The sequence below is a fragment of the Streptosporangium sp. LJ11 genome (assembly GCF_051918945.1).
Lineage (GTDB): Bacteria > Actinomycetota > Actinomycetes > Streptosporangiales > Streptosporangiaceae > Streptosporangium.
On record NZ_JBPXMB010000006.1, the window covers coordinates 42,168 to 54,358 of the forward strand.

Annotated in this window: 9 protein-coding genes; 1 reads left to right on the forward strand and 8 read right to left on the reverse strand. The window is 70.6% G+C overall.

Annotated elements, in window-relative coordinates:
* Window positions 1-190: 190 nt before the first annotated feature.
* From ACTOQ3_RS10845 to ACTOQ3_RS10880, 8 genes are all read right to left on the reverse strand, one after another.
* The gene (locus ACTOQ3_RS10845) at window positions 191-2,650 is read right to left on the reverse strand and encodes a tetratricopeptide repeat protein (protein ID WP_440083215.1); all 2,460 of its coding nucleotides are present in this window, start codon (window positions 2,648-2,650) and stop codon (window positions 191-193) included.
* Window positions 2,647-2,997: a hypothetical protein gene (locus ACTOQ3_RS10850; RefSeq protein WP_440083216.1), complete on the reverse strand. Its 351-nt coding sequence runs from the start codon at window positions 2,995-2,997 to the stop codon at window positions 2,647-2,649. The genes ACTOQ3_RS10845 and ACTOQ3_RS10850 overlap by 4 nt, the downstream gene beginning before the upstream one ends.
* A 171-nt stretch (window positions 2,998-3,168) precedes the next feature.
* Window positions 3,169-4,182 carry a LacI family DNA-binding transcriptional regulator gene (locus ACTOQ3_RS10855; RefSeq protein WP_440083217.1) on the reverse strand — a complete coding sequence of 338 codons (1,014 nt, stop codon included), beginning with the start codon at window positions 4,180-4,182 and terminating at the stop codon, window positions 3,169-3,171.
* A 366-nt stretch (window positions 4,183-4,548) separates the two neighbouring features.
* Window positions 4,549-5,031: a YdcF family protein gene (locus ACTOQ3_RS10860; protein WP_440083218.1), complete on the reverse strand. Its 483-nt coding sequence runs from the start codon at window positions 5,029-5,031 to the stop codon at window positions 4,549-4,551.
* A 273-nt stretch (window positions 5,032-5,304) separates the two neighbouring features.
* Complete coding sequence (locus ACTOQ3_RS10865; protein WP_440083219.1) at window positions 5,305-7,338, reverse strand: amylo-alpha-1,6-glucosidase; 2,034 nt, start codon at window positions 7,336-7,338, stop codon at window positions 5,305-5,307.
* Window positions 7,335-8,744 (reverse strand): MGH1-like glycoside hydrolase domain-containing protein, encoded by a 1,410-nt coding sequence (locus ACTOQ3_RS10870; RefSeq protein ID WP_440083220.1) that lies wholly within the window; start codon window positions 8,742-8,744, stop codon window positions 7,335-7,337. Before ACTOQ3_RS10870 ends, ACTOQ3_RS10865 begins: the two co-directional genes overlap by 4 nt.
* Window positions 8,741-9,559, reverse strand: a complete 819-nt coding sequence (locus ACTOQ3_RS10875; protein WP_440083221.1) for a TIM barrel protein — start codon at window positions 9,557-9,559, stop codon at window positions 8,741-8,743. Before ACTOQ3_RS10875 ends, ACTOQ3_RS10870 begins: the two co-directional genes overlap by 4 nt.
* 14 nt (window positions 9,560-9,573) lie before the next feature.
* Window positions 9,574-10,620, reverse strand: coding sequence for a zinc-dependent alcohol dehydrogenase (locus ACTOQ3_RS10880; protein ID WP_440083222.1), 1,047 nt, complete (start codon window positions 10,618-10,620; stop codon window positions 9,574-9,576).
* Between the two features lie 189 nt (window positions 10,621-10,809).
* On the opposite strand from ACTOQ3_RS10880, the gene ACTOQ3_RS10885 reads away from it, so the two are divergent.
* Window positions 10,810-12,168 carry an ABC transporter substrate-binding protein gene (locus tag ACTOQ3_RS10885; RefSeq protein ID WP_440083223.1) on the forward strand — a complete coding sequence of 453 codons (1,359 nt, stop codon included), beginning with the start codon at window positions 10,810-10,812 and terminating at the stop codon, window positions 12,166-12,168.
* The last annotated feature ends 23 nt before the right edge of the window (window positions 12,169-12,191 follow it).

A 12,191-nucleotide genomic window follows, 5' to 3' on the forward strand; every position in this document is an offset into this window, starting at 1 on the left:
TGGGGAAATGTAATACGAGAGAAGCGCTATCGCGAGATCGTATGGAATATCGCGTTAATTAGTCGCTGGATTCGGGGGATTAGAGGCGCGTCGTAAATCGGTGCGAAGCGGAAGCGGTTACCGGGCAGGGCTGAAGCGTTCTCGTTTCTGAGGGATCCATTCATGTCATGTTCCAGCGGGCGACCGGTTGTCAAGCTCCCGTCTGTTCGGCTTGAACGGTGATCAGGAAGGCCCGGATATCCTGCAGTCGGCGGGAGAAGCTCTGGTGGTTGGCGGAGGCCAGAGCCGTGTACAACCTGGCGGCGTCGGTCAGGCATTCGACGGCCTCGGCCGCGTTGCCCGGAGCGAGCCCTCGTCCTTCCCACAGGAGCCGGCCGAGCCCGTGCAACACGCTGGCCAACTCCGCGTCGTAGTCTCCCAGCACTTCCTTCGCCTGACCGCGCCGGATCTCCACCGCCTCCCTCACGGACTCGATCGCTCCCGCGAGATCTCCCGTCTCTTCCCTGGCCCATGCCAGATTGTGCAGTGCTCCGGCCAGCTCAAGGTTGCCGTTGATCAGGAGGCCTTCCGACCACTCGCGATTCACCTCGACCGCGATGTTCGCCCAGGCCAGACGCTGCGAGGGCGTCAGTTCCTGTCGCGCCGCCAGATTCGCCAGCATCCGGCCCAGGCTCAACTCCAACTGCCCCCTGTTGAAGACCTCGTCCAATGCCGGTCCAGGGACTTCTCTCACCGATGCCGATCCAAGGACCATGTCGAGCTCTTCGGACAGGGTCTCGAGATCCGCCGTTATCAGATCCGCGACATCCGGGTTGCGTGCACGCATCAGAAGGCAGTGCAGGTGAATCCCCTTGACGGTGGATGCGAGTGCCTCGCGATGCCCGCCGGTCAGGTGCAGGGTGATCCCGAGGCTGACATGGGCCCACGCCAGGTCTTCCGCATGCCTTGCCTGGGCTCGAACGTCGCCCGATTCGAACGCGTCGTGCAGCAGTCCCTCGTACAGGGTGATGGTCACCAGGCCGAAGGCGAGCGCGTCCTCGTGAAGTGCGGCGGCGTGCAACCACCACTCGACCCGTCTTGAGTGTTCCGCCCGTTGGGCGTCACTCATTCCGCGGGTTTCCTTCAACGCCATGTGGCGCCGGACAACGGCGGCGATACCTACGGCACGGTAGACAGGGGCGCCTTTCTGGCTGGTCAGAACCGGGATGATCGCCTCCAGCGTCGCGACATCCAGGGCCGGGATCTGAGTGAGTCGAATCAACGCCGCATTGTCTATGTGGGAGGCGATCCGGGGATTCGCCCGAAGGATCGGACACAGATGGCGGGCCGCGAGATGCTCCCAGCGGTTGGCGGCCTCGATCAGGACCGTCATCGCCCGGCTCACCAGCACGGGTTGCGCCTTCGCCCCATCATCTGTGCTCAGTAATCGCGTCAGAGCGTGCGTCGTCCAGGGGTCAGGGGCATGATCGAACTCGTGGCCCACGGTCGTCAGCGCGACGAAGTCCTCGGCCAGCAGGTCAGGATAGATCGGCTCCAGTGTGAGATCCCCCTCGAAGGAGGGATAGCAGCGCTGGTGGGCGGCGAGCACATGTTCCGCGAACGTGACGTCGGCCCTGTTCAACGCGGTGCCGGCGATCTCGTGGGGTAGGGGCCCCGCGAGGATGGCGATGTAGACCGCACGGCCCAGAATCGCCGGTGTGACGTTCGACGACCAGGCGGGGTTGGCGGCCAGCACGTCCTGCCAGTGTCTACGCTCGCGAGAGATCAGATACTCGGAGATCCGAACCTGGTCGGCGGGAACGGCGACTCCCTGTTTCCTCGCGTCGACGAGCGCGAGTGCCGCCATGTGAATTCTCAGCACCAGGCCGTACTCGTCCTCCGCGAGCTGGTCCGGGGGATCGATCGTCATGGCCTCCGCCGCCGGCAACCCCAGCCATCGTGCGTACTCGTCCCGCGCCCTTTCGAACAACGTACTGCGGTTGTCCTGATCGTCGTTCGCGCTCAGATGTTCCAGGCTCATTCGGCCGGACGAGATCGACTTGTCGTCCAGCCATGCTTTGACATCGAGCCACCAGTCGCCGGCGGGCCTCGCGACGAGGAGGATCCGCGTCCGCCTGCGACGTCTCAGCAGAGGATCGCTGAGCAGGCCGTGAAGCGCGCCCTGCGGCCAGCGTTCCGCGTAGTCCACCAGGAGGAGGGTTCCCGCCTCGCTCGACGCCGGAGCGGAGACGGGACGCTGTTCGGCGAACTCCGCGGGATGTGCGGAGGCACGCCAGACGGCCCATTCCCGCTCGGCGGACATTCGAGCGAATTCGGCGGCCAGTCGTGTCTTGCCCTGCCCGCCGGATCCGTGGAGCAGGAGGATGGAGGTGCCACTCTCGTCAGGGTCGTCACGCCATCGCGCCAGCCGCGCGAGTTCCTCCACCCGCCCGGTGAACTCGACGACTTCGTGCCTTGCCAGCAGGAGCGCGGAAGGGCGTCTTCTCACCTGCTCCCGTGTCATCTCGATGGGGGCCGGCGTGAACCTCTCGATATGGTAGGCCGGTTTCCACTGGTACAGATTCAACACGCCGTGCTGGACGGCGTTGACCTGATTCCCTTTGTTGGTCTGGAGGTACGAGCCGACGGCCTCGTCCCGCTCGCCACTCATGGACCGGCCTGATCATCGAGAGATCTCATCTCGGAGGGCAGCGGTCGGTAGATGTTCAGCGGACCATGCTGCACGGCGTACACGGTGCCGTTCTCCGCCCGGTTCTCCTGAATGAAGAGGCCAGGGGGCGTGGGAGCCGCGGAATCGGCGCGGGCCGTGCGACGGTGGCGCAACTCGGCGACCAGGAACGTGATCAGCCCGACCGTCGCGCCAATCACGCTCGCCACCATGTCGGCATACTTCAGGGCAGTCTCGAAGGGTATCGTCAACAGCACATACGCGATGACTCCCGCTAACGTGGCCATGCCGACCGCGATCAGCAAACGCCAGATCATTCGATCCCACATGAACCCATTCTGAAGTCACGCGGCGGCGTCCCGGCGGGATGAGCGAAGGAATTTCCCGTTGTCACCCACCAGTGAGCCTTTTTCCAACCTGTCGGCGGTCGGCGCAGGCGTGAAAGGTCAGGTCGTGAGACGTTCCGGTCTCGATGGAGGCTCGTTCTCCTGACCTGCGGGTCAGGGTGCCGGGGGAGCGGAGCTCTCGCGGACGACGAGGTCGGTGGAGAGCTCGACCCGGCGCGGCTCGGGTGACTCGCCGCGGGAGATGCCCAGGGCCATCCGGGTGGCGAGGAAGGCCATCTCCTCCAAGGGCTGGCGGACCGTGGTGAGCGGCGGCCAGGCGGACCTGGACAGGGGCAGGTCGTCGAAGCCGACGACGCTCAGGTCGTCGGGGACGCGCAGCCCGCGCTGCCTGGCCACCTCGAAGACGCCGAAGGCCTGCAGGTCGCTGCCGGCGAAGATGGCGGTGGGCCGGTCGGGCAGCGAGAGCAGGGTGTGGCCGTGGTCGTGGCCGGAGCCGACGAGGAAGTCACCGTGCAGGATCAGCGCGGGGTCGACCTCGACCCCCGCCGTCTCCAGCGCGGCCCGGTAGCCGTCGATGCGGGCGCGGCTGCACAGCACGTCGGGCGGGCCGCCGATCATGCCGATCCTGCGGTGGCCGAGCTCCAGGAGATGCCGGGTGGCGGTCAGGCCGCCCTGCCAGTTGGTCGCGCCCACCGAGGCCACGCCGGGAGCCGGCTCGCCCTCGGGGTCGACGACCACGAAGGGGATCGAGCGGGAGTTGAGCCGGTCGTACCGCTGTGCGGAGAGCCGGGAGCCGACGATGATCACGCCATCGGTGCGGCGGGCGGCGAGCCGGTCGAGCCAGTCGCGGCCGGGACCCTCGTGGGTGTGCAGGACGGAGATCACGATGCTGGCCTCGGCCTCCGCGGCGGCCTTCTCCGCCCCGCGGATGAGCTCCATCGCCCACGGGCTCTCCAGCTCGGCGAAGATCAGGTCGATCAGGCCCGCCGGGCCGTCGGTGCCGGTCGCGCGCCGGATGTAACCGTGCTCGCGCAGGAGCCGCTCGACCCGCCTGCGGGTCTCCGGCGACACCTCGGACCTGCCGTTGATCACCTTGGAGACCGTGGGGGCTGAGACGCCCGCCTCCTCGGCGATACGGGCGATCGTCACCCGGGGCTTACCTGGCATGTTCGGCAGCATATCCGAAACCTTTCGGAGTGCGGCCGGTGGCCTGGGGGTACGGTTCTTTCGTTCTTGCAGAGCCCTCGCGTGGTACGCCATCCGCGCCTGAATGTTTTCCGCGAGGCTCGGACGAAAAATTTTTGTGATCGACAGAAATGTTCACCGGCTCGCATCGCGGTCGCGAGCGCCACACGCGGGGGGTGAACGCCCGTCGAGCAGAGTTTCGCGCTGTTGCACCGGTTCCGCCGCCCGCGCATCCGCCGGGAGATCGATGACGACATCCGCGAAGCGTTCCTCCGGCCGGCCCGCGCCATCATCTGCTGGCGCAGGCTCGACGACCACCGCTTCTGACGCCGGCGCGACAGCGGCCGGCTAGAGCGAGATCTTCCTCTCGTCGTCTTCGAGGCCGCGGAGCGTCCAAAGTCCGTACAGTGCCAGCAGCGGTTTGACGATCAGCCACTCGCCGGGACGGTAGTCATCCGCGAGCACGAGCCTGTCGGCGAGATCAGGGCGCTGGCGCCGCAAGTATGCGCGGGCTTTGAGCGCGTGAGCCGGTTGGGAGGCGATCTTGATGCGGTCGACGTCCTCAAGGAGCGGGATCACGTTCGTAACGTTCTCCCATGTCGTTCTACTTTGGTCTTCGAGGAAAACCGTGCCTTCGAAATCGAGCACCGACTTCGCGTAGTCAGCCATCAACCGGGCCTCCGCGGCGCCGGTGCCGGTCGCACCACCGCTGAAAATCACGCGCGTGTCCCGCTCGCGGTCGGCGGCGATGGAGCGAAGGCCGGCACGAACTCGCCAGCGGTTGACGAGGTTCGCCGTCGCTTGAGGGTTCCGGTATCCCAGCACGACCACGGCCTCGGAAACGCCCCTGCTGTTCCCTACGAGGGCTCGAGACCAGCGCCAGTTCAACCATTCCCCCCAGGCCAGGGCTACTACCCCGGCCACAGCCAATCCTGTCCGTCGTCGCATGCGGCGACTCTAGGACACCCCGGCATCAAACAGCGAAGACAGCGGCCACGCGACAGGCAACGCATCCCGGCATGTCCCGGTGACGTGCCCGGACGAGGTGCCGCACGAAACCGGGCGGCACGGGCGGGAACCCCCACCCCCCAGGGTGGGGGCACGTCAACGGTGCGGTACGGCGGAGGAGAGCGGCCCGGAAGCCGTGCCCGTCTCCCGCAGGGCGGTGAGGAGGGCGAGCGGTGTCGCGGCCGCCCAGGCCTGGGGGGAGGACGAGTGCGGGTAGGGCACCGGGTCCGGATGCTCGTCGCGCCCGTATCCGGCCATGACCTCCGGCAGCCGCCAGCCGTGCCCGGCCGCCGCCCGCACCAGGCCGTGGGCGACGGTCCGGGCCTCCTCGGCGAGCCCGCGGCGCGCCAGGCCGAGCACGATGACGGCGTTGTCGTGCGGCCAGATGCTGCCCAGGTGGTAGGAGAGCGGGTGGTAGGGGACCTGGCCCGCGGCGAGCGTGCGGATGCCGAAGCCGGAGAAGAAGTCCGGCCGCAGCAGCCGCCGGCCCACCGCCCGCTCCTCGTCCGGGGACAGGATGCCGGACCACAGCAGGTGCCCGGCGTCCGAGGCGAGCGTGTCGACCCGCCGGTCCGCACCGTCCAGGGCGAGCGCGGGGAAGGCGTGCTCGGGCATCCAGAAGTCGCGGCGGAACCGGTCCCGCAGGTCGGCGGCGGCCTCCTCCAGGAAGCCGGCCCAGCGCGGGTCCCCCCACACCGTGCGGGCGAGCCGGGCCGTGCGGACCAGGGCGTCGTAGGCGTACCCCTGGACCTCGCAGACCGCCAGGGCGCCCTCGGCCCGCGCGCCGTCGGAGAAGCGGATGGCGTCGGCGGAGTCCTTCCAGTTCTGGTTGACCAGGCCGCCGCCCGCCGCGTCGGAGGTGTAGCGGAGGTATCCGTGCCCACCGAGGCCGCCGTCGCGGAACATCCACTCCACCGCCGCGCGCGCCTGCGGTTCGAGGCGCCGGGCCAGCGCCGGGTCGCCGGTGGCCGCGGCGTGGGCCTCCAGCAGCACCAGGAAGAGCGGGGTGGCGTCGACGCTCCCGTAGTAGCGGCCATAGGGGACCTGCCGGAAGTGCGCGAGCTCGCCGTGCCGCACCTCGTGCACGATCCTGCCCGGCTGCTCCAATCGGGAGGGGTCGTCCCGCGTCCCCTGTACGGCGGCGAGGGCGAGCAGGGTGTCGGCGGCCAGCGCGGGCCGGTACGGCAGGGCGAAGAGCGAGGTCAGCAGGGAGTCGCGGCCGAACAGGCCGAGGAACCAGGGGACGCCGGCCGCGGGCACCCGCAGCGCCTCGCCGGCGGGGCCCGAGGTGGGGACGCGCAGCCGCGCCAGGTCGGCCAGCCCCTGCTCGCAGGCCCGGGCCAGTTCCTCCCAGGAGGTGAGGTCGCGGGGGCGGGGCCGCGCGCCGGCGAACGCGCCGGTGTCGGCCTCCAGCCGTTCCCGCACGGCGCCGGGGGAACCGGGTGGGGACGGTTCCCCCGTACCGTGCGGGACGGCCAGGGCGGTGAGCCGCAGATCCGCCGCGCCGTGGGCGGGCAGCGCGAACCGCCAGGTCAGGACGCGGGCGGTACCCTCGCCCTCGCCGTCGGCGGGGCGGATCCGGTGCGGCGGCGGCGAGGCGGCGACGGTGGTCCGTGAGGACCAGCTCTCGCCGCGCCGGTAGTGGAAGGCGACCCCGTCCGGGGTGTCGTGCGCGGTGCGGCGCGCGCCGGGTTTCTCGTACGCGCGATGGTCGGCGCGCAGCTCGAACTGGTCGGCGAAGTCGGCGTCCACGTGGAGTTCGAGCTCCACGACGGCGGGTTCGCCGCTGTTGCTCACCAGGCGGACGTGCTCGGTGAGGGCGCCCTCGGCCACCGCCTGCCGCCGGAAGACGGTGTAGGCGGGAGGGTGGTCGCGGGTGCCGGCCGGGGTGAGCACGCAGCCGTCGCCGGAGGAGGTCAGCAGGGTCAGCGGGGTCGGCAGGGTCGGCAGGGCCGGTGCGCTCGGCGGGACCGGCGCCGCGCCGCCCGCGGTCAGCAGCCACCGGCTCAGGTGCCGGGCGTCCCTGACGAACAGCCCGTCCGTCGCGGTGCCCCGGGTGCCGTGGACGTCCCCGTGGGCGGTCACGGCGGCGAAGGTGCCGCTGTTGACCAGCAGGCGGCCGGCGCTCATCGGGCGGAGCCCTCCTCGCCGGATCCGCCTCCGGGCGCGTCGCCCTCGGACACGCTTCCGGAGGAGTCGGAGGCGTGGAGCAGGTCCAGGGCCAGGGCGGCGGTCCAGCTGAAGCGCCGGACGCCGCGCCCCTCCCCGGTGTACGGCTCCAGGTACTCGGCGAACCCCGTGCTGTGGGCCGCGTCCAGGACCTGCGCGCGCAGCCGGCCCGCCGCCCTCGCGTCGCCGTGCCGCACCAGGCCGCGGTGGACCAGCCAGGCCATGTTGAACCAGCTGGGACCGCGCCAGTAGCGGTTGCCGTCGAACTCCTCCGCCGTGAGGTCGTAGCTGGGCACGAGCCGGACCTCTCCCAGGCGGAAGCGCGGTCCGCGGGCGGTCCGCACCAGGGCCGCCGCGACGTCCTCCGGCAGGCCGGGGACGATCAGCGGGACGAGCCCCGACACGCCGTACCCGGCGATGGGCTCGTCCGTCACCAGGTCGCGGGGGAGGAAGACGCCGGCGGCCGGGTCCCACAGCCGGTCGAGCAGGGCGCCGGTCGCCGCCTCGGCCCGCCGCCGGTGCGTCCCCTCGTCCGCGCCGACCACCCGGGCGATCGCGGCGAGCGCGTGCTCGGAGGCGATGAGCAGGGCGTTGAAGGAGGGGTCCTCGACGGCGAAGGCGTGCGGGGTGCGCGCGTCGTCGTAGCCGTGGTCGCGGTAGGTCGCGGCCAGGCGCACGTACCGCGCGTAGTCCAGGTCGGTGGGCCGGTCGGCGGGGGAGCCGTGGTCGAGGTCGGCCCGGCGGAAGGAGTCCCGCGGCGCGGGCTCGACCCTGGCCAGGGCCGCGTCCCAGCTCGGGCTGTTGTCCAGTCCCGGCTCCCACGGGTGCGTCACCGCGGCCAGCCCGCCGCCGCCCAGGTCCCTGGAGGTGGCCAGGTAGCGGTGCCAGGCGGCGAGCCGGGGGTAGACGCGCGGCAGGAAACCGCGGCGCCGCGACTCGGCCGGGTCGGCGAGGTGCACCAGCCAGGCGGCCAGGGCGTGAACGGGCGGCTGGATGATTCCGGAGGTCTCGACGGTGGAGGGCGCGCCCGTCCTCCGGTCCGTGCCCGAGGAACGCCAGAAGTCGGGGCTGGGGAAGTAGGCCCCGAGCGGTACGGACGGGTTGAAGATGATGTGCGGGATCCGGCCGTCGCCCCACTGCGCGCCCAGCAGCGTCTCCAGCTCGCGCTGGGCCCGGCGCGGGGCGATGTGGCGCAGCCCGATGGCGACGAAGGCCGAGTCCCAGCTCCACTGGTGCGGGTACAGGGCGCGCGAGGGAACGGTCGCCGTCCCGGTCCAGTTGCCGAGCAGGACGTGCGTGGCGGCCCGGCGCAGGTGGGCCCGGCGGCCGGTGCCGGAGGTGGCGGCCGCTTCGAGGACGGCGGTCATCCGGCCGGCCGGTGCGGGAAGGAGGCGCGCCGCAGGAAGGGCGGGATCGAGCGTACGGCCTGGACCGGGTCTCCGGTGAGCCTGCACTCGACGGCCAGGTAGCCGTCGTAGCCGATGGCGTCCAGGGCGCCCAGCCAGGCGGGCCAGTCGAGGTGGCCCGCTCCGGGCTGCATGCGGTTGGAGTCGCTGACCTGGGCGTGCCCGACCAGGGGCGCGGCGGCGAGGACGGCGGCCGCGGGGTCGGTCTCCTCGATGTTCATGTGGTAGCTGTCGATGCCGATGCGGACCGAGTCCAGGCCGACGGCGCGGATCAGGTCGGCGGCCTGCTCCAGCCGGTTGACCATGTGGTCCTCGTAGCGGTTGAGCGGCTCGAGGAAGAGCGTGACGCCCTCTCCGCGGGCGTGCTCGCCCAGCTCGGTGAGACCCTCGAGCAGCACCTCGCGGTCCCGCTCCTCGCTGCGCGGCGGCTCGAACGGCGGCAGCCGGCGCGAGAACATGCCGTAGGAGGCGGGCGTCTGGGCGCCGAGCCCGCCGAGCTCGCCGATGACGGACAGCTGCGACTTCATCTGCTCGAGGGCGTCGCGGCGCAGGTCGTCGTCGAAGGCGCCGAAGAAGTGGAGCATGTCCACGCACACGGTCGGCATGACGACGCCGTCGGCGAGGGCCTTGCGCAGCTCGGGCAGCCGGTCGCGGAAGTGGAAGGCCCCCTTGCCGCGCAGCTCGATGGCGTCGTAGCCGGCGTTCTGCGCGAACTCCCACTTCTCCTGGAGCGTCTCGCCGGGAAGCAGCTGCTCCTGGCAGGCGATTTTGAGCATCGTTCGTCAGCCTCTCAGAACTCCAGGACGACCTGGAGCGCGTCGGCGGGACGCTCATCCAGGAGGACGTATGCCTCGGCCGCGTCGGCGACCGGTACGACATGGCTCACCAGGGACTTCACGTCGACGTGGCCGTCGGCGACGAGCCGCAGGAAGGTCCGCTGGAGGCGGTCCACGCTCCAGCGCCCGGCGAGCTGCGGCGGGAGCCCGCCGATCTGGGAGGACACGAGCTGCACGCGGTTGTGGTGGAACTCGTCGCCGAGCCGCAGCCCCACGCCGTCTCCCTGGTAGAAGCCGGAGGCGACGACGCGTCCGCCCACGGTGACCGAGCGGATGGCCTCGTGCAGGGCCGGGTGGGCGCCGCTGATCTCGATGGCGACGTCGGCGCCGAGCCCGCCGGTGGCCTCGCGGATCCGCTCCGCGACGGCGTCGGTGCGCGCGTTCAGGGTGCGTGCGGCGCCGTACTCCGCCGCCTTGGCGAGCCGGGAGTCGAGCGCGTCGACGGCGGTGACGCGGGCGCCGCTCAGCTCCGCCAGCCGGGTGGTGAGCAGGCCGATCACACCCTGGCCGAAGACGGCGACGTCCTCGCCGAGATGGATGTCGGCGGCGAGGACGGCGTTGTACGCGATGGCCCCGACCCTGGCGAAGGCGCCCGCGATCGGCGCGAGCCCGGTGGGCAGCACGTGGCCGATCATCCGCTCGGCGGGGACGAGGCCCTCGCCGCGGTGTCCCCAGATGCCCCACACCAGCTCGCCGGGCCGGGGCAGCTCGGGGGTGCCCGCGAGTTCGGGGGAGACCTCGACGACCTCGCCGACCTCCGAGTATCCCCAGCCCGCCACCGGGTAGGAGATGCCGGGCCCCGCGTCGCGGAAGATCCTGGCCTCGGGGTCCCAGGTACGGGTCAGGTAGGGGTTGGTCCCCCGATAGGCGGTGAGTTCGGTGCCCGCGGAGATGCCGGAGTACAGGGTCCGGACGCGCAGATGGCCAGGTGGCAGGGGGAGTGACTCGCCGGTGGCGATCTCCACCTGACGGGGGCCGGTGAACTGGACGACACGTTCCACAGGAGCTCCGGAAGATCGTTTTTGTATATCGGTTGGACAAATACCGCTAACTTGTGTCGAAGATATCCCAAACTTAGGTCTTGTCAATAAGCAAAAGTGGTGCTCTGATGCAACACGTACGTAACACGGCGGCAGTGAGGAAGATCTATGCGCAGGCGGTCTCGAAGGTCGAGGGCACTGGCGGCCGCTGTGGCCGTAGCGCTGGGAATCGGGCTGATGTCCGGTTGCGCCGCGCGGGGTGAGAGCGCTCCGGACAACAGGATCACGGTCTGGAGCCTGGAGAACCTCACCCCCCGCATGGAGGTGACCAAGAAGATCGTCGCGGCCTTCGAGAAGGAGAGCGGCGTCCAGGTGGACCTGGTCGGGATCGACGAGGGCCAGCTGCCACAGCTGATCATGTCCGCGGCCGCCGCGGGCACCCTCCCCGACGTCCTCGGCGGCGTCCCGCTCGCCTCGGTCTGGCAGATGTACACCAACGGCCTGCTCGACACCGCCGCGGCGGGCAGGATCGTCGAGGGGCTCGGCGCCGGCACCTTCAACCGCAACGCGCTGACGCTGACCGGCGACAAGACCACCCGCCTCAGCGTCCCCAGCGACGCCTGGATGCAGATCCTCGTCTACCGCAAGGACCTGTTCGCCAAGGCGGGGCTCTCCGTCCCCGATTCCTACGACACCATGCTGCGGGCCGCGAAGACCCTGAACGGCGGTGAGGTCAGCGGCATGTCACTCGCCACCGACCCGAGCGACGTCTTCACACAGCAGAGCTTCGAGGACCTCGCGCTCGCCAACGGCTGCAACCTCGTCGGCCCCGGGGGCGACGTCGGCCTCGACAGCCCCCAGTGCCGGCAGGCCTTCGCCACCTACCACCAGCTCGCCGCCGACTACGGGGCCCCGGGCACGCAGAGCGTGGACTCGACCCGCGCCACCTACTTCGCCGGCCGTTCCGCGATGATCGTCTGGTCGACCTTCCTGCTGGACGAGCTGGCAGGCCTGCGCGCCGACGCGCTGCCCAGCTGCGCGCAGTGCGCCCAGGACCCCGCCTTCCTCTCGGACAACAGCGGGATCGTCACGGCCCTGAAGGGCCCCGGCGCCGCCGAACCCGCCCAGTTCGGCGAGATCTCCTCCTGGGCGGTCACCCGGACCGCCGAGACCGCGGCCTCGGAGAAGTTCGTCGAGTACATGATGAGCACCGGGTACGAGGGCTGGTTCGGGATGGCCCCCGAGGGCAAGATCCCGGTTCGCGACGGCACGGCCGAGGATCCCGACAGATACCGCGAGGCCTGGCGCGCCAGCGACGTCGGCGTCGACACGAAGAAGCCGATGAAGTCCGTCTTCTCCGCCGAGTTCCTCGACCAGCTCGCCTCCGGCGTGAGCGACATGCGGCGCTGGGGCCTCACCGAGGGTCAGGGCGCGCTGGTCGGCGCGACACTCGGCGAGCTTCCCATCCCGAAGGCGGTCGGCGCCATGACCTCCGGCCAGATATCCCCGGAAGAGGCCGCCAGGGAGGCCGACGACGAAGTCACGGCCCTGCAGAAGTCCCTCCAGTGAGCCCCCGCGGCCCCGTCCCCCCG

Bases quoted from the DNA above. Each gene is read 5' to 3' on its own strand.
- ACTOQ3_RS10865 (WP_440083219.1), bottom strand. From the start codon at position 7,338: ATGAGCGCCGGCCGCCTGCTGGTCAACAGCGGCACCTTCGCCGCCGTG.
- ACTOQ3_RS10850 (WP_440083216.1), bottom strand. From the start codon at position 2,997: ATGTGGGATCGAATGATCTGGCGTTTGCTGATCGCGGTCGGCATGGCC.
- ACTOQ3_RS10855 (WP_440083217.1), bottom strand. From the start codon at position 4,182: ATGCCAGGTAAGCCCCGGGTGACGATCGCCCGTATCGCCGAGGAGGCG.
- ACTOQ3_RS10870 (WP_440083220.1), bottom strand. From the start codon at position 8,744: ATGACCGCCGTCCTCGAAGCGGCCGCCACCTCCGGCACCGGCCGCCGG.
- ACTOQ3_RS10875 (WP_440083221.1), bottom strand. From the start codon at position 9,559: ATGCTCAAAATCGCCTGCCAGGAGCAGCTGCTTCCCGGCGAGACGCTC.
- ACTOQ3_RS10845 (WP_440083215.1), bottom strand. From the start codon at position 2,650: ATGAGTGGCGAGCGGGACGAGGCCGTCGGCTCGTACCTCCAGACCAAC.